This window comes from Paenibacillus sp. SER-28, from assembly GCF_052906305.1.
In genome coordinates this window covers 1-21,478 of record NZ_JBRECM010000012.1, presented here as the reverse complement: position 1 = coordinate 21,478, position 21,478 = coordinate 1, and the positions used below count along the sequence as shown (strand labels likewise).

Annotated in this window: 23 protein-coding genes; 22 read left to right on the top strand and 1 reads right to left on the bottom strand. The window is 50.4% G+C overall.

Annotated elements, in window-relative coordinates:
* The first annotated feature begins 424 nt into the window (after positions 1–424).
* The 18 genes from ACUYLD_RS21670 to ACUYLD_RS21585 all read left to right on the top strand — a co-directional run bounded on the left by ACUYLD_RS21670 (position 425) and on the right by ACUYLD_RS21585 (position 16,884).
* A complete protein-coding gene (locus ACUYLD_RS21670) occupies positions 425–1,363 on the top strand; it encodes a glycosyltransferase family 2 protein (protein WP_446675967.1) in 939 nt (312 codons plus the stop codon).
* A complete protein-coding gene (locus ACUYLD_RS21665; protein ID WP_446675966.1) occupies positions 1,360–2,295 on the top strand; it encodes a glycosyltransferase family 2 protein in 936 nt (311 codons plus the stop codon). The genes ACUYLD_RS21670 and ACUYLD_RS21665 overlap by 4 nt, the downstream gene beginning before the upstream one ends.
* Positions 2,292–3,092 (top strand): glycosyltransferase family 2 protein, encoded by an 801-nt coding sequence (locus ACUYLD_RS21660; protein ID WP_322160328.1) that lies wholly within the window; start codon positions 2,292–2,294, stop codon positions 3,090–3,092. Before ACUYLD_RS21665 ends, ACUYLD_RS21660 begins: the two co-directional genes overlap by 4 nt.
* A complete protein-coding gene (locus tag ACUYLD_RS21655) occupies positions 3,089–3,820 on the top strand; it encodes a sugar phosphate nucleotidyltransferase (protein ID WP_235308456.1) in 732 nt (243 codons plus the stop codon). The genes ACUYLD_RS21660 and ACUYLD_RS21655 overlap by 4 nt, the downstream gene beginning before the upstream one ends.
* Positions 3,821–3,892: 72 nt before the next feature.
* Positions 3,893–5,353 (top strand): glycosyltransferase family 2 protein, encoded by a 1,461-nt coding sequence (locus tag ACUYLD_RS21650; protein ID WP_446675965.1) that lies wholly within the window; start codon positions 3,893–3,895, stop codon positions 5,351–5,353.
* A gap of 119 nt (positions 5,354–5,472) precedes the next feature.
* On the top strand, positions 5,473–5,760 hold the full coding sequence (locus tag ACUYLD_RS21645; protein ID WP_013311765.1) for a hypothetical protein: 288 nt from the start codon (positions 5,473–5,475) through the stop codon (positions 5,758–5,760).
* Between the two features lie 29 nt (positions 5,761–5,789).
* Complete coding sequence (locus ACUYLD_RS21640; protein WP_029518277.1) at positions 5,790–6,122, top strand: hypothetical protein; 333 nt, start codon at positions 5,790–5,792, stop codon at positions 6,120–6,122.
* Entirely contained in the window at positions 6,122–6,472 is a 351-nt protein-coding gene (locus ACUYLD_RS21635; protein ID WP_013311763.1) for a hypothetical protein, read from the top strand. Before ACUYLD_RS21640 ends, ACUYLD_RS21635 begins: the two co-directional genes overlap by 1 nt.
* The gene (locus ACUYLD_RS21630; RefSeq protein ID WP_061830076.1) at positions 6,420–6,779 is read left to right on the top strand and encodes a hypothetical protein; all 360 of its coding nucleotides are present in this window, start codon (positions 6,420–6,422) and stop codon (positions 6,777–6,779) included. Before ACUYLD_RS21635 ends, ACUYLD_RS21630 begins: the two co-directional genes overlap by 53 nt.
* 181 nt (positions 6,780–6,960) lie before the next feature.
* Positions 6,961–8,052, top strand: coding sequence for a CgeB family protein (locus ACUYLD_RS21625; protein ID WP_061830075.1), 1,092 nt, complete (start codon positions 6,961–6,963; stop codon positions 8,050–8,052).
* Between the two features lie 33 nt (positions 8,053–8,085).
* On the top strand, positions 8,086–9,219 hold the full coding sequence (locus tag ACUYLD_RS21620) for a CgeB family protein (protein WP_446675964.1): 1,134 nt from the start codon (positions 8,086–8,088) through the stop codon (positions 9,217–9,219).
* A gap of 60 nt (positions 9,220–9,279) precedes the next feature.
* Complete coding sequence (locus ACUYLD_RS21615) at positions 9,280–10,941, top strand: glycosyltransferase (RefSeq protein ID WP_061830073.1); 1,662 nt, start codon at positions 9,280–9,282, stop codon at positions 10,939–10,941.
* Positions 10,942–11,062: 121 nt separating this feature from the next.
* Complete coding sequence (gene wecB, locus ACUYLD_RS21610; RefSeq protein ID WP_165179119.1) at positions 11,063–12,154, top strand: non-hydrolyzing UDP-N-acetylglucosamine 2-epimerase; 1,092 nt, start codon at positions 11,063–11,065, stop codon at positions 12,152–12,154.
* The gene (locus ACUYLD_RS21605; RefSeq protein WP_061830071.1) at positions 12,147–13,133 is read left to right on the top strand and encodes a polysaccharide biosynthesis protein; all 987 of its coding nucleotides are present in this window, start codon (positions 12,147–12,149) and stop codon (positions 13,131–13,133) included. The genes wecB and ACUYLD_RS21605 overlap by 8 nt, the downstream gene beginning before the upstream one ends.
* Entirely contained in the window at positions 13,130–13,984 is an 855-nt protein-coding gene (locus tag ACUYLD_RS21600; RefSeq protein WP_446675963.1) for a dTDP-4-dehydrorhamnose reductase family protein, read from the top strand. Before ACUYLD_RS21605 ends, ACUYLD_RS21600 begins: the two co-directional genes overlap by 4 nt.
* Positions 13,945–14,943, top strand: a complete 999-nt coding sequence (locus tag ACUYLD_RS21595) for an NAD-dependent epimerase/dehydratase family protein (protein ID WP_250260501.1) — start codon at positions 13,945–13,947, stop codon at positions 14,941–14,943. Before ACUYLD_RS21600 ends, ACUYLD_RS21595 begins: the two co-directional genes overlap by 40 nt.
* Positions 14,940–15,656: a glycosyltransferase gene (locus ACUYLD_RS21590; RefSeq protein ID WP_061830068.1), complete on the top strand. Its 717-nt coding sequence runs from the start codon at positions 14,940–14,942 to the stop codon at positions 15,654–15,656. Before ACUYLD_RS21595 ends, ACUYLD_RS21590 begins: the two co-directional genes overlap by 4 nt.
* Before the next feature lie 28 nt (positions 15,657–15,684).
* Complete coding sequence (locus tag ACUYLD_RS21585; protein ID WP_446675962.1) at positions 15,685–16,884, top strand: glycosyltransferase family 2 protein; 1,200 nt, start codon at positions 15,685–15,687, stop codon at positions 16,882–16,884.
* Here ACUYLD_RS21585 and ACUYLD_RS21580 read toward each other — a convergent pair.
* Positions 16,881–17,267, bottom strand: a complete 387-nt coding sequence (locus ACUYLD_RS21580) for a hypothetical protein (RefSeq protein ID WP_231109445.1) — start codon at positions 17,265–17,267, stop codon at positions 16,881–16,883. The genes ACUYLD_RS21585 and ACUYLD_RS21580 overlap by 4 nt on opposite strands.
* 133 nt (positions 17,268–17,400) lie before the next feature.
* On the opposite strand from ACUYLD_RS21580, the gene ACUYLD_RS21575 reads away from it, so the two are divergent.
* The 4 genes from ACUYLD_RS21575 to ACUYLD_RS21560 are packed head-to-tail and all read left to right on the top strand — an operon-like array spanning position 17,401 to position 21,361.
* On the top strand, positions 17,401–18,675 hold the full coding sequence (locus ACUYLD_RS21575; protein WP_446675961.1) for a sialidase family protein: 1,275 nt from the start codon (positions 17,401–17,403) through the stop codon (positions 18,673–18,675).
* Entirely contained in the window at positions 18,675–19,901 is a 1,227-nt protein-coding gene (locus ACUYLD_RS21570) for a sialidase family protein (RefSeq protein WP_446675960.1), read from the top strand. The genes ACUYLD_RS21575 and ACUYLD_RS21570 overlap by 1 nt, the downstream gene beginning before the upstream one ends.
* Before the next feature lie 33 nt (positions 19,902–19,934).
* Positions 19,935–21,155 carry a glycosyltransferase family 4 protein gene (locus tag ACUYLD_RS21565; protein ID WP_446675959.1) on the top strand — a complete coding sequence of 407 codons (1,221 nt, stop codon included), beginning with the start codon at positions 19,935–19,937 and terminating at the stop codon, positions 21,153–21,155.
* Positions 21,156–21,187: 32 nt separating this feature from the next.
* Positions 21,188–21,361 carry a hypothetical protein gene (locus ACUYLD_RS21560; RefSeq protein WP_172828270.1) on the top strand — a complete coding sequence of 58 codons (174 nt, stop codon included), beginning with the start codon at positions 21,188–21,190 and terminating at the stop codon, positions 21,359–21,361.
* The last annotated feature ends 117 nt before the right edge of the window (positions 21,362–21,478 follow it).

Here is a 21,478-nt window from a genome sequence, read left to right as displayed (position 1 = left end):
CATGAAGCGTACGTGAAAAGAGGGTACTGCAGTATGAAGCATGTAGCTTAAAAAGGTGACAAACTCCTCCTTTCCTGTCGTATAAAAAGAAAATAGAAAAATGGTGGATAATGGAAAAATATTGACTTATGCAAAAAAAACAAATGTTGATTTTTTGAACTCCCATCATCTGGCTCTGATATTAGCACAGAGAATGACGAACGAGAAGATCTATGTCACAAATTTATCCAAAATGATTCTTTAGACCCTAATAACTCATTTATTTAATAGGATTAATAAGTTATGTAAAATAAAGTCGAAAATTGTTGTGTCGAAAAGACTCCACGATTGCCGTTACACACGGCTTTTGGACCGCATAGGTTATGTTGAACTGTCCTAATCATGCTGTCCATCTATACAGCAGGAAGGGAGGTGAGACGGGAGCATGAAGAAACAGGGAAGAGCTGGATACAAGATCAAACGGAGGCGGCATTCCGGCGCTTACTATCATTCTAAGATGTGGCTGCCGTTACGAATGCCGAACATGCATAAGAATCCGGTAGCCCCTACCATGAGGGAGGTACTCGACACGGAGAGAGGGGCACAGATCGGCGAAGAGCGACCATCTGAACCGTCATCAGTGGGAAAGTTTTTCGTATCTGTCATTATTCCGGCCATGAATGAGCAAAAAACAATCGGAGCTGTGATTCGCGAAGCGCGCCGTGTCCATCCACAAACAGAGGTTATCGTCGTTGAGAACGGATCACACGATAGAACGGCGAAGGTGGCAGCAGCGGCGGGAGCTCGTGTGCTTTCCTTTCCGGAACCGCTCGGACATGATGTTGGCCGTCGTATTGGAGCGGAGGCGGCATCCGGACAGATCCTGCTTTTCCTGGATGGGGATATCGTCATTCCCTACGTTAGACTCCGGCCGTTTATACATGCCATATGTGCAGGGGCGGATGTGGTGCTGAATGATTACCATGGACCTGTGAATCGTACGCCCGTACACCCTGTAGTGGAGGCAAAGCATGTATTGAATATCTTGTCGAATCGTGCTGATTTAGGGGGGGCATCTATGACTGGCATTCCACACGCCATAAGTCAAAAGGCTCTAAAGAAAATAGGTCTAAAGCCCTTGGAGAAGCCTCCTTTATTTCAAGCTATGTCCATCGCCTCCGGGTTACGAGTGGTGACTGTATATGGAATAGCTGTCGGTAAAATAAATGCGACACGTAAAAAACAGAACGGCAAGGACCCGCTGGCAGGTGTAATTGTTCAGGATCATCTGGATGCCATTGCCTGGCTAACATCGCGTCTGGGAACGCGTGCGGGATATACGGATTTGGAGCGCAAACGGATCAGAGACGAGGTGAAACTATGAGTAGACCGTATCGCAGAGGGAAGCGTGAAGAACCGAGCTGGGGGATCAGACGTGTTCAGCGAAAACGAGGAACGACGACTTCAATGCATAGCCGTAGGGTGAGAAAGCCCACGCCTCGGGCGAAAGGAATGACCGAAGTGACTCCGTCTGTGGAACGCGAAGTACCGGGAGATATTGTGTTACAGGGAACGGCAGCGGCCGTGGTCAGCGCCTGTAATGAAGAGTCAACGATTGACCGGGTACTGGGCGAGTTGGAAAAACTTCCGCTTACGGAGATCATTGTCGTATTGAACGGCTGCACAGACGGCACGCGCTCCACCGTAGCCAAACATCATCCCAGTGTGACTCTTGTCAACGTGCCGGATCGACTGGGGCATGATGTTGGCCGGGCGGTAGGCGCGCGTATGACGCAGGCTGATATTGTGCTGTTCGTGGACGGAGATTTGCCGATTCCAGCATCTGATTTGCTGCCTTTTCTCCACGCGGTGGATCAGGGAACGGATGTTGCGCTTAATGATCTGGGCAGACATTTGCCGCCCTATGCCCAGCAGGACAGCGTGACACGGTGCAAAGCATTCCTGAATCGTGTACTGCGCAGGCCGGATTTGGGAGCAAGCTCATTGACCGCCGTACCGCATGCATTATCTCGGCGTTTACTGGATCAGCTTGGCTCAGCCGTGCTTGCCGTACCGCCAAAAGCCCACGCCATGGCAATTCTGCATGGCATGATCGTGGCGGCAGTACATGCTGTCGACGTCATTAAAACAAACCGTAAGCGGACCTTCAATGTTGGCAAAGGGAACGCTATGGAACAGTTGATCGTCGGTGATCATGCAGAGGCACTGACGACGGTGTTTCAGGTAGCCGGGTATTCCCCGCTCGGGCCTGTTCCAACACGGGTAGACGTTGCCAAAGGGAGGAATGCACAATGAGTCTGACGAGCATCATTATTCCGACTTATAACGGCCTCCATCTGTTAAAGCCGTGTATTGAGGCGATTCGGACACATACGATAGATGTACCGTATGAGATCATTGTTGTGGACAACGCTTCGAATGACGGAACGGATGACTTTTGCGCATCCGAGCGGCTGATCAGCATACGTCTTCCTGAAAACAGGGGCTTTCCAGCAGCTTGTAATATGGGGCTCCGGCTGGCTTCAGGTGATCAGTTCGTTATTTTAAACAATGATGTGACGGTTACGCGGGGATGGCTATCGATTATGTTGGCTGCATTGCAGAGCGAAAGCATGGTGGGATTGGTGGGACCGGTGACGAATTACGTCAGCGGTATTCAGCAGATACACGGATTGGAAGGAGATTTGGCCAGTTGTCTGAGATATGCGGAGCAGAATAATGCAAGTAATCCCTCCAGATGGCAGGAGGTCAAGCGGTTGGTAGGGTTTTGTTTGCTGTTCCGGCGCGATCTGATGGAACGGATCGGATTGCTGGATGAACGGTTCAGCCCCGGACATTATGAGGATGACGATTATTGTCTGCGCGCACGCGTGCATGGCTACAAGCTGCTCATGTGCAACGACTGTTTTGTCTATCACGAGGGGAATGCGAGCTTCTCACGCTCGGAGACTTCCTGGATTGAAGAGCTGATCGAGCGGAACTATCGTTTGTTTATAGAGAAATGGAGCATAGATCCCAGAATGTTCATCGAAACTGGGAACACTGGGGTTGCATGCACTGAACATGCTGTCGAAGGAGGAAGGAAGATATGAAAGGGGTTATTCTCGCAGGAGGAACCGGATCGCGCCTTCATCCGTTGACTACATTACTCAACAAGCATCTGCTTCCGGTCGGCAAGTATCCCATGATCGTATATGGTATCGAGAGGCTACGACAGGCTGGAATCACCGATATGCTTATTATTATTGGTAAACAATCGGCCGGGCTGTATACCGATTTTTTGGGCAGTGGCAGTAATTATGGTGTCCAACTGACATACCGGATTCAAGAAAAGGCGGGCGGCATTGCGGAAGCACTCGAACTGGCAAGAAGCTATATGCAATCAGAAGAGAAATTCACTGTTTTGTTAGGTGATAATTTGTTCAAGGAAGACTTGGGACCTGTGATCGAACGGTTCAAGCAACAGCCCTCGGGGAGCGCCAGAGTGTTGTTGAAAAAGGTGGCAGATGCTCGTCGTTACGGGGTACCCGTATTTGATCCTGAGCGCCCGGAGAGCATTACACGGATTGAAGAAAAGCCGCAGCACCCCCAATCCAAATATTGCGTTACGGGTATCTATATGTACGATACTGCCGTGTTCGATAAGATCCGGCAAATTACACCTTCGGCACGCGGTGAGCTTGAGATCACGGATGTTAACAACTGTTATGCTGCTGAAGGCAAGCTGGAATATGATATTTTACGGCGCTATTGGAGCGACGCAGGAACCTTCGATTCCCTTCAGGAAGCTGGAGTGAAAATGAAAGGACTTCTACCCTGATCTCAACGAAACACCATCCGGCCGGGCCAGGCATATAGTATAGGCATAATGCCACCCGGAGGAGTGAACGGCATGAAACGCCTGAGTATGCAAAGGAAACACAGCAAGCGGCTCGGAAAGAAAGGCTATTGGTCAGGATATAAAAGGGGCCAGGAGCAGGGCAACAGGTTGGGCCAGGCTTCGTTCGGCAAGGTTTTTGAAGGTGTCAGTATTATCATTCCGTCCTACAATCAGCTTCAACAACTCCGTGCATGCATTCACCGTATTGAGGAGAATACGAGCCATCCTCACGAAATTATTGTGGTGGACTGCGGATCGACGGACGGGACATCCACCTATTTGCTCCGTAAAAGCATCGCTGTGCGTTATGCGCTGTTAAAAAAAGATGTTCAAATGATAGGCAGTCTGAATCAGGGGCTGATGATGGCAAAAGGTACAACTATTGTGGTACTGGATCAAAACTCTATGGTGACCCCCGGCTGGTTGGATCGGTTATTAGGGTGTTTATACAGCGATCCGCGTATTGGTGTTGTTGGGCCTGTAACGAATGGTCCATTCAAAGAACAGCAGATTGAGGTTCCTTATATGAACGAAAATGGAGCCCGTCCATTTGCCATGACCTTCAATATTCCCAATCCGGATGCATGGCGGGAGACCGAAAGCTTAGCCGGATTTTGTTTATTGCTGCGCAGAGAGACATTGGAAAAAACGGGCTACTGGGACGAAGGCTGCCACAGTACTGAGGAAGCCCATGCAGATTGGCTATTGCGTGTGCGTTTGTTGGGGATACGTATGGCAATTGCCGGAGATGCTTTTATCCATTATGAAGAAAGAGATCGGGATACGGTGTATGGTTTTCCTCAAACGACCGAAAAAAGCGGTTCAATGGAGGAAAGCAGCCGGAACCGATCCTTTTTTGTACAAAAGTGGGGAGACGCGGATAAGCTGTTCCGCAATCTGGAATTCAGTACAGCGGAGACGGACGGCCAGATATCAACAGGTAAGGAAACACACGTATCAGCGGCAAGCTTTTATCCCATCGGAGCGGTTGTTCAGGGACCGTCCGGTGCAGTATTTCGGTTAGAGCCGGGAAGAAGGCGGGATCTGCATGGAGTCAGTGCTGCGGGAGGTGAAAATGTGCGCCCTGTTAGAGTGTCTCAGCTGGATTTGTTGGTGCTTCCCTTGGTAGGGAAGCCGGAGGCCACAGTTTCCGGCAGCATTGATGCACCTACAGCTGAGCTGCCAGAGGAGCCCATTCCTGTACTGGCGGCTCCCGATCTGGAGAACATGTCTATGCTGCCCACACTGAATATACCGGCTCAACGCAAGCGATGGATCGAGGTATTGTATGCTGAGGGCGGGCAACTGTATCAAATCGGTAACGGCTGGAAAAGGCCGTTCCTTACTCTGTACGCTGCGATGAGCTGGCGGGCAGAGGACTACCGAATTCAGTTTTTGTCTCCCGGAGATTTGTCGGCTTTGGTGGAGAAGCAGCCTATTATTGCTCCACCAGTGCTGCACGGGCATCTGTAATGATCTGGATAGGCGCTTTTAGGCGGAACCGACTACTCGCTGCGGCATACGCTGTAGTAGCGGAAAGCCCGTAGGTAATTCGTGCGTTCCGCACGGCGGAGCACATAAAGGAGGGGCTTATGCATAACGAGTTAGATGATTTGCTGATCCACATTTCGCACTCGCAGCAACAGATGTCAAGGTTGTTGGATGCGGAACGGCAGGTGGTTGTGCGCATGGCGCAGATCATACATGAACTGCCAGATGAGGAGCCGCGTTTTGACGGAATTCCGGGCATTCTCGACAGCTCGGGACAAGTAAACAAAAGCATTGTGGCCTACTTGAACGGTATTGCCGATCTTCAGGAAGCAATGGCTGAAATGCTCGTTCGTGTCGTGAAAGAGACGGCATACCCGGAAGAGGAGTAACGTACCAACCGAGGGCAGGGAGTGAACACATGAGTAGGGAACAAGCAATGATTCACATGCTGGACGCAGCCTCCAAAATGCAGCGGAATGTGTCTATGATCCTGGAGGCCAAGGCGGTCGAAGCAGAAAAAGTGCGTAATTGGGCGTTGAACCATCTGGCCCCCCACGCATTTGACACCGATGAAGAGCAGTTGGGACGGCCTTTGGAAATTCACGAGCAGATGGTGGAAATGTTGGAGGGATTAACGCGGCTTCAGACTGGACTTTGCAGCAATCTCAAAGCATTGCTGGATCAGGATGAGCAGCAGGGTGGCGGCATGGAAGGGATGATGGGAGGAATGGGCTCGGGGGATATGAACTAATGAGCATGAGGCGTGAACGTGAGATCAAGCTGGATATGATGGAGTCTATTGCTGCCAGCCAGCACGCCGTTGCTCGGATGCTGACCAGTCTTGCGGACTTGACGCCCCATGCGGATATGTCGGCTACCCGTCTGGAAGAAACCATCCGTATACTCAGCAACTACCAGGGAGAAATCACGCAAATGTTAGCGGGTATTCCATTAAGACGGCAGGTATATGGAAAACCGACTAAGCCGTGGCTCCATGTGCCTGTTCAGAAAAATGAAACCACCACGAGAAAGCAAAGGAGGAATGAAAATGAGTACAAGGTGGGAACGCGCCACTCGGGACAAAGCCCGCAAAAGACGTAAAGATGCCCGGCGTTCCAGCATTCGCAGATTAAAACGGAGAAGAAGACGTCTGCTTGCTCTAAGACGCCGTAAAAGGGGACTTTATTCTGCACGTAGAAGACATCCTCATTTGCGGCGGCGGAAAAAACCTCAAGCTAACCCGGTGGCAGCCCCTTCTGCGGAGAATCCACAGCCCGGGACTGTTGCATTGGAGCATGATCCGCAGGCATTTCAGCAGGGATATGATGCAGCTTACAACGAGGGTTTCAATTCAGGTTTTGCCAAAGGTTATGAAGATGGACACCAGCTCGCTTACAAAGCTCAGTAAACTGGGCAAATCATTCTATTACTGTTCACCCCCGAAGCTAACAGCTTTGGGGTTATTTGCGGTTCGGCAGTTGGACGGGCAAACGCCAATTTTGTCCGGGCAGTGGCAGTCGTCCATGATGCGTTTGACCCCTCCGCATATAGTTTAGGAGTGACAGAAGTTTATCCTACAACAGGACAGGGTGAAGGATGTGAACGATCAACAAAGCGGAAATGAACGCGAAGCGTACCGATGCGGCTATCGGGAAGGACGCAGAATGGGCGGTTGCACGGCTGCTCTGTCACAGGTCGTGGCAATACAGCCTGCTGTTCGTCATTTGAAAGTGTTGTATATTCCGCAAGGTTTCGCAGCTATAGACACAGGTGTGCAAGAGGCATTAGGCCAAATATGCAGCTCTTGCGTCATCGGTACGCCTGCTACGATGCTAGCTGACGCCGAGGCTCAACGTCCAGACCTCGTGCTGGTCATGAACGGGCTGCATGTTTTTCCGGCGGATCATTTGGAGCAGGTGCAGCAAATACGAGCCCTAGGCATTCGGACGGCCATATGGTTTGTAGATGATCCTTACTTTACGGAGGATACGGCGTTGATCTGTCAATCCTACGATGTCGTATTTACGCACGAAATTTCTTGCCTGCCGTTTTATCGCGATCAGGGTGTAACGAGGGTTCACTATTTGCCGCTGGCTGCGTCAGCTCGTATCTTTTATCCCCGAAGGGTAGAGCGGGAGCATCAGCATGATATTTGCTTCATTGGAAATGCCTTCTGGAACCGTGTGAAGCTGTTCGACCACCTTGCTCCCTTCTTGGCGGACAAAAGAGTGCTGATCGTAGGTGGACACTGGGATCGGCTGACCCGGCGGGATGTGCTGGAACGCTTTATCCGTCCGGGTTTTATGGAGCCGGAAGAGACCGCTCAATATTATAACGGCTCCAAAATTGTCATCAATATGCACCGCCCGACAGACCCCGGACTGGATAATCGGAATACACACCAGCTTTCAGCGGAGTCCATCAATCCTCGGACATACGAAATTTCTGCTTGCGGCACGCTTCAAATGACGGATGTTCGGAAGGATTTGAGCCGTTATTACCGACCAGGCTATGACATTGAAACCTTCTCTGGAGCAGAGGAACTGAAAGTGAAGCTGGACTACTATCTCAAGCATGACTGGGAACGCGAACGCATGGCCTGGCGCGCATTGTACACGACTATGCAAAAGCATATGTACTCCAATCGCATGGAAGAACTGCTGGACAAGGCGATGGCCTAAAGTAAACACCATAAACAGTGAGGAGTGAAAGTGATGACGATATCTACGACAGGACCGTATGACCCGGCTGTTCACCAGACGGCGGCAGCCTCCTGGGAAAGGGGGAGAATTGCGGGAGTGCATGACGGATACGACGAAGGATATCTGCGCGGACGTGCTAACGCAATTGTTGCGCGGATGAAAGCAGTTTTCCCTTTTCGACAAGTCCATGTACTGTATGTCGTCTCAGGCAAAGGCCTTCCGTATTCTCCGCTGGATGAGGCGGTCATTACCACGTTGCAAAGCATGACGGCTCAGGTTACCGTAACAGACCCACGTCAGCCGGTAGGAGATATTGCCGCTCAGCTCCGTCCGAATCTGATGCTGGCACTGGATGGAATGGATCTTCCGTTGGAGCAGGTTACTGCGGTACGTCAGTTGGGCATCCCCACCGCCATCTGGCTAACGGATGATCCATATTACACCGATACGACGACCAAAATTGTTACGAATTATGATTATGTGTTCACGTTAGAAATGAACTGCATGGAGCTGTACCGTCAGTTAGGTTGCACGTCTGTGCACTATTTGCCCTTTGGAGCATTTCTGACTCACTATTTCCCACTCAGCTCGCCCGCTTCGGTACGACGTGAGATTGGGTTTACAGGCTCAGCCTACTGGAACCGCATCTATTTCTTTAATCCGATTATGCCGCAGCTCATGGCTCGTAACATTAAAATCAACGGAATCTGGTGGGATCGTCTCCCGGATTATCAGTCGTATGGTGACAAAATTGAGCTGGGTCGCTGGATGTCTCCGGCCGAAACCAATGATTCGTATAACGGCAGCAAAATCGTAATTAATCTTCATCGTTCCCATCAGGATGATTCGGTGAACAACAACTCATTGAAAATTCCGGGGGCTTCGCCCAATCCGCGCACGTTTGAAATTTCTGCCAGTGGCACGTTGCAACTGACAGATACAAGAGATGATCTGGCTCGTTTTTATAAGCCGGGGGAAGAGATAGAGACCTACAGCTCTCAGCAGGAATTGCTGGAGAAGGTTGAGTTTTATTTGACGCATGAAAAAGAGCGCCATGAAATTGCCCTACGTGCTCTGGAACGAACCCTGCGGGAGCACACGTATGGTCACCGGATTGACCAACTATTGTCGGTCATATTTCCATAAGGTGATTCACACGTCCGATGGTTGCTATTTTAAAGGAGGTGAACTCCGATCAAGCCGAAAATGATGCTATTCAGCCATGTTAGCAACGTCCGCAGTATTACGGGGGCAGAGAAGCTGCTATTGCAATTTTGTCTAGACATGCGTACGTACTTCGATTGTATTCTCGTAACGCCTGGTGAAGGGCGGCTGACCTCAATGGCCCGCAAGCGCGGAATCACCGTTCTGACACAGAACCTGTTCATGCTGCATGGCATGTATACCCCATATGAGGGATTGGCGCAGGATGCGGAGAATTTGCGGACCCATGTGGCGTATGCACCGTTGTTCCAGATGCTTCGGCATGCTCGACCTGATGTGGTGCTGGTCAATACCTGTGTGAACGTCATGCCTGCAATGGCTGCCCAAGAGCTTAATATTCCGGTGATCTGGAAAATAACCGAGGTCATTAACCAGAATGCGTATACGCCAGTTTCTGTTTCTATCATTGAGCGCTATAGCCAATGGGTCATCGGCATTTCGCAAGCAGTAATGCGTCCTTTGCATGGTGGGGGACTGACACGTCCGCATACGGTGTTGTCTCCCTGCCGGGATATGGATATGCCATCTCCCAAAGAGCATGTGCTGGAACGGAAAAGGAAACGTGAAAAACTGGGGCTGCGGGATTTCCATATTTGCATTGGTTATATTTCTTCCTTTATTTACGAAGCCAAAGGGCTGTTGCCTTTTGTCCAAATGGCTCTAAAGCTGTGCGAAACCAATTCACGGTGTCGTTTCTGGATCATCGGCAGCTCGGTGGACTCGGAATATTACGTAAAATGTGTCTCTTTAATCCGCCAATCTCGTTATAGCCGCCGCTTCCAGTTCAATTCATTCGAGGAATCCGTATCAACGGCCTATAGCGCAATGGATATTGTTGTAATCCCAAGTATGGTGGAGGAAGGCTTTGGCCTGACCGCCCTGGAAGGGCTGGTTTACGGTAAGCCCGTGGTAGCCTTTGCGCAGGGTGGACTTGTGGAGTTGATGGAGGCGACCGGAAATACAGATTTTTTGGTAGAGCCGGGGAACAGCGACATGCTGGCGCAAAAAGTGGGCTATCTGCTCGATCATCCCGAAGAAGTGGAACGGATTGGTGTGCGTAACAACAGTGCGGCTACACGTGTATACGGACCTGATTCCTACCGAGGTAGTTTACACCTCATGGTCAGTCAATGGGTATGTCATCATCCGCATTGGTTCCCATTGATTCAGCAGCCGGGTGGACCTGTATGGACGAGGGAAGGCGAAGGGTTGCGTCAGGTCACCGCTATACCGGAGGGATATACCAGCACGATTCGAGAATTTCCCGAATCGGTGGTGTGTCAACTGCCTGTGCTGGGCCTGCCGCCAATCGAATATGCAGCTATTCAAGGCTTGCCACAACCAGTATCCCCTTTACCTGACTTACCACCCGAATTGCCCCGCGGCAAGCGTAGTATTCGGGCGAGATGGCCAAAGGGCCGCAAGCGTACCCGACTGCGGAATCGCAGGTATAAGAGAAGCGGCGGCAAGAGTCGCCTCAAGAAAATTCACGGGTCCCCGTTGTCGAAGGGACTTTATCCGAAAACCAAGTCCAGACAGAAACTCAAGCGGAAATTCAAGCACCGGTCACGGCGACACAATACGCACAAGCAGAAGCGAGTTACGCTCAAGGCTGGACAGCATACAAAACAACGGTCCGGGTGAATCTACGCCGGACCGTTGAGATGAACGTTAAGCTGGAGCACAGCCAGTCTGCTGGATGGCTATCCTTCATTGAACGCCACAATTCAATGAAACAACGACAGCAAAGGTGGGTTCCAAAACCATGAAAATATTGACCGTGCTCGGCACAAGACCAGAGATTATACGGCTCAGCCTGATCATTCCGAAGCTGGACCGCCATGCAGATGAACATGTGCTTGTGCATACGGGCCAAAATTACACCGAAAGCCTGAGTGGGCAGTTCTTTCGCGAGCTGGGACTGCGTGCCCCGGATTATGTACTTCAGGAGAAAGCGGGGACACTGGGCAAACAGTTGTCCGCCATGTACTCGCAGATGGAGGATATTTTAAACAAGGAACGCCCCGATCATGTGCTATTGCTCGGTGATACGAACAGCGCTTTATGTGCCTTACTTGCGGAACGTATGGGTTATCCGGTCGTGCATATGGAGGCGGGGAACCGCTGTTATGATCTGGATGTGCCGGAGGAGAAAAACCGGCGTGTCATTGATGCGATATCTACCATTAATATGCCTTATACGGAGCAAAGCAAGCAGCACCTACTACGCGAAGGCTTCCCAAGCCAACGAATTATACTGACTGGAAATCCGATCTACGAAGTGATGCAGCACTATAAGAAAGAGATATCGAGCAGTGGGATTTTGAAAAAGTTGGGACTGTCGCCGGGAGAATATTTCCTGGTCACTGCCCACAGAGCTGAAAATGTGGACCATCCACCGCATTTGCTGGCTATTTTAGATGGTCTTAACCGGGTAGCCCAGCAGTTCGGGCAGCGGGTCATTTGCAGTATTCATCCCCGCACTGCCGCCCGAATCGCAAGCCACCCGCCGATCCAGCTTGATCCGCTAGTGGAATTTCACGAACCGTTCGGTTTTTTTGACTTCGTTCTGCTGGAGCGGCATGCCCGCTGCGCTTTGACGGACAGTGGTACCGTACAGGAAGAATGCTGTGTCATGGGGGTGCCGACGGTTACGATGCGCCGGACGACCGAACGGCCGGAAACGGTAGATTGCGGCAGCAATATCGTGTCTGGTCTTGATGGCGAGGTTATAGCAAACGCAGTAGCCATAATGACCGGGATGACCCATAAGTGGCAATGTCCCGCGGGCTATCTGGCGGAAGATGTGTCGGATAAGGTAGTTAAATTTCTGCTTGGAGGGAAACGGCATGTTTGAAAACCAACGTATCTTGGTTACCGGCGGTACCGGCTCCTGGGGGCATGAGCTGGTTACCCAGTTACTGCCGCGTAACCCCAAAGAGGTCATTATCTTTTCACGCGGAGAATCCAGCCAGGTTGCAATGAATAGGCAGTTTGAGGATGAACGGCTCAGCTTCTGTATTGGCGATATTCGGGATAAGGATGCGCTGACTACCGCTTGTCAAGGAGTGGACTATGTATTTCATTTGGCAGCGCTCAAACACGTTCCCGTCTGTGAAGATCAGCCCTACGAGGCACTCAAAACCAATGTCGTAGGCACCCAAAACGTGATCGAGGCCGCTGTGGCCAATCAGGTAAAGAAAGTCATTTATATATCGACTGACAAGGCAGCGAATCCGTCCAATTTTTACGGCATGACGAAGGCGATTGGAGAAAAACTGATGGTTTACGCCAATCTGCTGAATAGCGATACACGTTTCGTGACGGTGCGCGGCGGTAATGTTTTGGGCACCAACGGAAGCGTGGTGCATCTGTTCCAAAGCCAGATTCGCCAAAAGGGCAAGGTTTCGATCACAGATATGAACATGACCCGCTTCTTCCTGACCTTGCGTGATGCGATCAGTCTCCTGTTCAAAGCCTCGGTAGAAAGTGTCGGCGGGGAAATTTTTATCATGACCATGCCAACCTGCCGTATTTTGGACTTGGCTGAGGTGCTCATTGAGGATTCAGGTGTGGAAAACGTAGAAATTGTAGAAAAAGGTGTGCGTCCCGGCGAGAAAATTCATGAGATTTTGATGAGTGACTTTGAAAGCCTGACGACGGTAGTCTATGACGAACAATATTTGGTCATTCTCCCAACGCTGAATATTCCTCAATTAAAGGACCGCTATAATCAGTGCCCTCCCGTGTCATTCAGCAGCTTTAGTTCGGAGTTTAATTTGATGTCGAAAGAGGAGATTCGCAGCATTCTCCAAAGCGGGGGGTTCATCAAATGAAGCTGCTTATTTTGGGTGGTAACGGCATGGCGGGCCATGTTCTGGTTAAGTATTTCCAAAACCAGAGCGGGTATAACGTGTTCTACACCACCCGTGATCCCGAAAATAAAGGCGGTCTGCTGCTGGATGTAAAGGACAGCTTTATGGTGGAGCAACTGGTACGGAGTGTACGGCCAGACGTTATGATTAACGCGGTAGGCGTACTGAATCAGCATGCCGGGGAGGATCAGATGGCAGCATACCAAATCAATGGCTTGCTGCCACATCTTCTCCGGCGGATAGCGGACAGTATTGGTGCCCGATTGATTCATATCAGCACGGATTGCGTATTCGAAGGAAATCGGGTACCTGGTTTATATAAGGAGACGGATCAACCCGATGGGACAAGTGCCTATGCTTTGACGAAAATACTCGGAGAAGTAAAGGCCGCAGGGCATCTGACTATCCGTACCTCCATTATCGGGCCGGAAATTCGGCCGGGAGGCATTGGTCTGCTGCACTGGTTCTTGCAGCAGAGCGGAGACGTTAACGGGTATCGCCGAGTCTTTTGGAACGGGGTTACGACGTTGGAATTAGCGAAGGCGATACAGGTGCAGATGAATGAGCCGCTGGACGGACTCATTCATCTGGTTCACCCTGAACCGATCAGCAAGCATGATTTGCTGCTGCTGTTCAAAGACATCTGGAAAAGGGAGGATATTCGGATCGTGCCGAAAGATGAGCCGGTGCAGGACCGGACGCTTCGTTCTACCCGGGCCGATCTGCTCTACGATGTTCCTCACTACAGCATCATGCTGAAGGAGCTGCTGGAATGGACGGAAGCACAGCGGAACAACGTCGGCCTGTCATAGTCATTACCGGAGCGGCGGGCTATACCGGGATGCATGCCTGCCGCCATTTTGCAAAGCTCGGTTGGGAGGTAGCGGCGCTGACTCGCACTGCCGCTTCCGTCCCAGAACTGATCTTACTGGCTCACGATGATGAAAATAACAGCCCAGAGGCGGAGACCCGTAGCTGTATTACGCCTTATGTGTGTGACTTGCTCGACAAGAATCGTCTAGGCGAAGTCATTAGACAGATTGCTCCAGATTACGTGCTTCACCTAGGTGGTAAAAATTCCGTCCCTGAATCTTGGCAAAGCCCCCTGCTATACATGGAATCCAATGTACTGTCCACTCTGTATCTGCTCGATGTACTGCGACCTTTCCCCAAAGCCAGAATTGTTGTGGCGGGTTCTCGGCTAAAGACGGCTTTGCAAGCACCGTATCATCCAACGCATCCATACAGCCTTAGCAAAAGCCTTCAAGAGGCAGTCGCGCTCTCGTGGGGCGCGCTGTTCGAACAATCCGTCATGCTGGCAGAGCCTTGCAACTTGATCGGTCCGGGTCCATCTACCGGATTTTGTGCATTACTCGCGGGGTATATCGTTCAGACGGAACGTCTGGAGGGGCAGTCCGTAACTGAAATTGCCCCGTTCCGGGTATCTTCCCGACATGCGCAACGTGATTTCCTCGACGTTCGTGATGCCGTTCGCGCATACGGTGTGCTATTGGAACAGGGTGTGCCAGGCCGAGTTTACTCGGTCTGCACAGGCCGCATTGTGGAACTGGGCAATATCGTAGAACGTATGGTTGGGCTGGCCAAAACATCTATTCCCATACAATGGGGGGATGTGGCAGAGTCAGCATCCACCGAGGCATACCGTGCGAAAGAGCTGGAGGACATGGGCTGGAAGCCGACCATACAGCTGGGGCAATCGCTGGAGGATATGATTCAATACCGCCGAGCTGGAAAGGAAGGAACGATATGAGACCGAAAGTAACGATCGTCATTCCCTTTTATAACTGTGCATATGTGGATCAGGCTTTGCAAAGTGCACTAGAGCAAACTTATGGGCCCCTCGAGATTATTGTCGTCGATGACGGGTCCACGGAACATGTTGATATGCTTCAGCCCTATCGTCCATATATACATTATTTGGGCAAATCCAACGGTGGAACAGCCAGCGCCCTGAATCATGGTATCCGACATGCCAGCGGGGAATATATTGCCTGGCTCAGCTCCGACGATACCTATCATAGGGACAAAATTAATAATCAGGTTTCTTTTATGGTGGAAAACGGTGCGTACATCTCCCATACCAATTTCAATTTCATCAATCAATACAGCCAAGTCACAAGTTACCAGGCAGCCGCCGTGTTTCCGTCTATGACGGAGTTTTACCGTTTTTTTCAGCAAGGAAATCCGGTGAATGGATGCACGGTTATGTTTAAAAAGGAGCTGTTTGCACATATCGGTTTGTTTGATGAACTGCTGCCGTACACACATGATCTGGATATGTGGTACCGAGTGATGCTGGCGGGATATCCATTTCCTTTTCTGAACGAGTCCTTGGTTAACTACCGCTGGCATGATGAAATGGGAACCAAAAAACATTGGCCCGCTGTGGAGCGGGAGTACAACATCACCCAAGCACGTTATCGAGATCGCTTCAGTCAGGTGTTGAGTGGTTTATCCTCATGAAGCCGAAAGTCTGTCAGGGGGGATTGATATGGTAGATACGGGGATTGTTATGCCACTGTACAAACAGGATATCGGCTATCTGCAAGCCGCGATCTCATCCGTACTAGCCCAGAGCTACAGGGCATTTCGCTTCATCATTGTTATTGACGGAGCGCCGGAAATGGTGGGACCAGCGCTCCACGCAGCAATGGGAGACCCGCGCGTTCAGTTGGTTACGCTCCCTCAGAACAAAGGAGTATCCCATGCCCTTAACTGGGGATTCGATGAGTTGTTTAAAGATCCAGCGATCAAGTATGTGACCTGGGTATCCAGCGACAATGTTTATAATTCTTCCTTTATTGAACGATTGCGGCAGGAGCTGGAGCAGGGGCCGGACTCACTCGGCCTTGTGTTCTCTACCTTCCGCCAGGTTGATGCATATGGGAACCCGTTGTATGACGAGCAGCATCAACAAGCTTTGATCCGGTACCAAGGCCAGCCGCATCATGAACTGCTGAATGCCAGCATTGTCGGGGTTTCATTTATGTACAAAAGCAAATATGCCCGCCAGATTGGCGGCTATCGGCTGCAACCAGTTGAGGATTATGATTACTGGCTGCGGCTAACCGAGACGTGCAGCATGAAATTCATCCCGGAGATCCTGATGGATTACCGGGTGAATTCCACATTTAGTGTATCGGCTGGTTTGCACAGCCAGAAGGAGCACCGACGCTGGCGGAGCGCATTCCAAATCGCCAAGTATGAGGCAAGAGCACGCCGGGGCATCCCACTTGAAATGACGGTTTTAATGCCTGTCACGGATATGGCTCAAGCTGAATCATTGCTGGATAATCTGCTGGAGCAGCACTACAGCAATTGCGTGGTACGGTTGCTGGATTTAACGCCAGAACAGGGAGCCAGCGCTTTCCTGTCGATGATGCTCGATCCTCGGTTAATCGTAACGCCACGTCAGCATTATTCGGTCCAAGAAGCACTGGTTCAGGCTATTGGTGAAACAACGACCCGCTTTGTTGTATGCTTCGGTGTCAAACCTTATATTGCCGTGACGGATCTACTGTATCTCACGGATTTGTTGCGCCCATTACAGGATACACATGCCTTTTCCTACTACACAGATGACCACTCAACCATCGGCAGCGGCCGAGGGGTTCAGTCTGTACCACCGGAATGGAATTACGTGTATTACACCCACAGATTGCATCAAGCACTGGAACAGGGCAGCTTTTAAATAACAGGAGACAGCGCCGGGATTGTGGTCAGTTCCGACTGAAGAACACGGTGTTCCTGTACAACATTACCAAACTGATCCAGTCCAAAGTTGGAGAGCACAACATTCGCTGGAGCAGCGGAGGCCACGTTGTATTGTACCTCATAGGCAAGAACCCCTTGTATAAAGAAGGTACGGCGGGCAATGGAGTTTGCAGGTAAGTTAACCGATGTCACATACAGTGGTGTCTTGGTATCCGGTACAAGCGAGAAAAAAATTTGGATGGTCACGGTTGCCGCGTTCACTGTATCCTCGTTGACCAAATTTACAACGACATTGGAGCAGGCAGTACCAAAATCTCTAGTGTTGGTCATATATCCGGTTGTAAAAGCCAATCGAATCATCCTCTCAAAAAACAGAATATTGGAAAACCCCTGAAGGGATGCTTCTATACTATGAATCTATCGAAAAGAAAGCTTGTATGGTTGTCTGTAGGCTGTGCTGAAAAAAGTACATTTTAATAGAAATACTTCAGGCATGTCCATTTATATAATGAAGGGAATGCTCGCGATGCCTTTGAATTTTCAGGTGACACCCAGCGGGTTGCCCAAATTTGAGCCCAGTGTCGCCGTTAATTTGTTGAATCCGAATATTGTTGTGGCTGTCGCTGTTGACTTTAGCAGCGGGCCCCCGCTGATTGGACTGTATCGTTCCTTGGACGCTGGGGCGAACTGGACTGATACTTTACTGCCCATTCCACCGGGATATACAGGAGCTGAGGCAGGAATGGTAGCTTATCTGTTCCCGAATATTTTCATCATATCCGCACATGTGTTTCCGGGAAATGAGAACGGGGCTGTCGTGATCTATCGCTCTACGGACGATGGAGCCACCTTTGATCCCCCAGTGGTCATTAATCCGGGCTATGGAGATTACATTAATAATGACTGGACCAATATCACGACGGATAACGCCGGGGCAAGTCCCTATCTCGGGCATGTCTATGTCACGTATAACCGTCAATATAATGTGGATTTTAATGCTCGTTCTGCGGCGTTCTACCAGCGTTCCACCGATGGAGGACTAACTTGGGATCGACCGTTATTGCTTTCGAATATCCAATCTTCTACAGAACGACCTGAACCTGCGGTCGACAAATTTGGCAGTGTGTATGTCAGTTGGATTCGTACGGGGCCACAAACACCGGCTTTTTTTATTCGGAGATCCTTTGATGGAGGGGCAACTTTCAGCGGAGATATTCTTGTGTCCAATATAACGCTGGTGCCCAATCCTTTACCCGTCCCCGGTTATGACTTTCGGATATTGAACTTCCCCAGCTTGGCCGCAGACTGCTCGGGTGTGCCTTCCACAACAAATACGCTATATGCCGTTTGGCAGGATTTTGGTCAGGGATACAGTAATATTTTGTTGTCCAAATCAAGCGATTTCGGCGGTACCTGGAGTGCTCCGATCATTGTGACAGACAGCCCGCCTGGCTCGCAAAATTTCTTTCCTGCGATTTCGGTGTCGCCTAAGACGGGACTGGTCGTTGTCGTGTACTATACTAATCGCCTGGACGGCTTTAATCTGGATGTGTTCGCCGCCCAATCGTCAGATGGAGGCAACACCTTTACGAACAGCCGTCTCACGACGACCTCCTTTAATCCGAATGTCGGTGGAGGCGAATCAGAGCTGATCGGTGACTATATCGATGTCGCCATCGTACCGCCGAATAGTTACATTTCCGTCTGGACGGATACGCGCACAGGCAGTTTGACGATTTTTGCCGGTGTACCGGGAGGGGGGGACTGATGCCGAACGTACAGCTTACGCCTAACGGCAGGCTGGCGCAGGAGCCTAGTGTTGCTTTCAACCTGCTCGACGGTACTATTGTGTCTGCGGCTATCGATTTTACCACGGGACCGCCGTTGACGGCAGTCTACCGTTCAGGCAACGGCGGTGTATCCTTCACACAGCAAATTCTACCGCTGCCAGCCGGCTATGTAGGGGCGGAATCCCATAGTGTTAGTTACGGTTTTCCCAATTTGTTCATCATAGCCTGTCACGTATTTACCGCCGACGGCTTGAGCGGTACCATCGCCACCTATGTGTCGAGAGACAACGGCAATACATTTGATCCGCCAGTGATCGCCCAGCGAGGATATGGGTCATTTGTCAATAATGTTGAGGTCGGCGTGAAATTTGATACTTCTCAGGTCAGCTCCTATACCGGAAACATCTATTTATGTTATACGCATCAATACAATCCTGACTTTTTTGGCGGATCAGTAATGTTTTTCCAGCGTTCGCAGGATGGAGGGATCACGTGGGATTCACCCGTGGTGCTCACCGCTGGCTCTAATCAGATCACGCGGGGGGAAATCACCGTGAGTATTACTGGGGTGATTTATGTCGGGTACATTGTAACGAATCCGGTTAACCAATATCAGGTCATTGTGTCCTTCAATGGGGGGATAGCATTCAGTTCTTCGCTGCCTGTGTCTTCTGTTGTCCCGGTTCCAAGTCCGTTGCCCGTGGCCGGTTTTGGCTTCAATATGCTGCCGATGGCCAACATTGCGGTGGATCGCTCTACTAGCCCGAATCAGGGAACACTTTATGCGGTCTGGCAGGATAATCGGGCAGGATATGCGGATGTACTACTTGCCCGGTCGGTGGATGGTGGATTAAGCTGGACTGCACCGCAATCGGTGACAGGAGCCAGTGCCGGGGCACAGCATTTTTTCCCGGCTATTGATGTTTCGCCTGTGACCGGCGTGATTAAGATCGTATATTATACCAATCAAATAACGACCTCTTTATTAGACGTATTTGTGGCCGAATCAACGAACGGAGGGAATACATTTACGAACCTCAGAATAACAGACAGCTCCTTTAATCCTAACGGGATTAGTCCGGTTCCCGTCGTTACGATCGGTAATTTTATTGATGTAACGATCGTGCCGAATAATGGATTTTTTGCGGTCTGGACAGATGCGTTATCGGGTTTCCAGCAAATTTACGGAAGTAACGGAATGTAGCTCAGCGTACGAGACAGAGGAGGTGAGGCTGTTTTGAAAATTTTGTTGGCTACGTACTGGCCGATTCCTCATTTGGGTGGCGTATGGCCCTTTATGCTGCAAATTAAACGGAGACTGGAGCTACTGGGTCACACGGTAGACTTGATGGGGAACGGACCGGATACACCTAAATACCATATTGTTTTTGAAGATAGGGAGCTACTGAAGGATCAACTGCTGCCCCTGTTGCATACGAAGCTGAATGAATCGGCTGTCCCTGTATTACATCTGGATTCATGGGTGCAGACGGTGGAAAAGGATCGATACTGTATGGAACTGGCAGCGGCGTATTTCGGGGTTGAGCAGTATGATGTTATTCACACGCAAGATGTTATTGCGACGCGTGCTCTAAGTCGGGTCAAACGTAAGGACAGTGCATTGGTAGCGAATATTCATGGCTCGCTGGCTCGTGAAGTCATGATGGCTCTGGAGCGGGATCATGAGGAGGGTTACCGTGAGACGCTGATGTGGAAATATTATTGGGCCCTGGAGCACTATGGCGCTCTATCCGCGGATATTACCATTACGTCTACAGAATGGATGAAACAGACGCTCGTGCGTGAGTTCGAAGTGCCTGAGCAGCAGATTGCTACTTTCCAATACGGATTGGATACCGAGCACTTCTGGGAAGTCCACGCCCGGGGAACGGACGTAGTACGACCTGAGGGGAAAAAAGTTATAATTTGTCCTTCACGGCTGGTCTATATCAAAGGGCTGCATTATTTAATAAGCGCTCTTGGCTTACTGAAAGCAAGTCGTACGGATTGGGTTTGCTGGATTGTCGGGGAGGGAGATAAAAGGGAAGAGCTTCAAACACAGGCGAAGGAGCTAGGGCTGAAGGAAGATGTGGTTTTTTTGGGGCATCGTGAAGATGTACCTGCTCTTTTACAACTGGCGGACCTTTTTGTTCATCCGAGCATACAGGACAATCAGCCGTTTTCGGTCATGGAGGCGCAGATTTTGGGGCTTCCGGCAGTGGTATCGGATGCGGGCGGACTGCCGGAAATGGTGAAGCATGAACACACCGGACTGGTCTCCCCGGTTGGCGATGTGGAGGCACTGGCAGCTCATTTGCAGCATTTGCTGGCTCAGGATGAAGTGCGGATAGCTATGGGGAAACGTGCCAAAGCATGGGGGACCGCGCATTGGTCTCTGGATGTTATGATTGAGCGGCTCGTGAATATTTATGGGCAAGCGCTGAATCAAGTACGTTGAATACGTTGATTCTTATAGTTAGGAGGGAGAGCATGACTTTTCCTGTCGTTGGAGACTTGTACAACCGTATTTTTGAAATCCAGCAGTCGCACCCGGATATGAAGGTCGATTACGCAATATGGAACCGAATTAACACCTCGTTGCCGGAAGATTATAAGCTGCCAGACGCTGACATTTTGGAACGTCTGAGACAATCCGCACCATGAGGGCACAGACCCTATAAAAAGGCAGGTCGGGCTTAAAACTCTGAACTGCACCCCATTTGTTAGACACGACTAACAATGGAGGTGCAGTTTTTTGCCTAAATTCAGTTTAGATGAGAA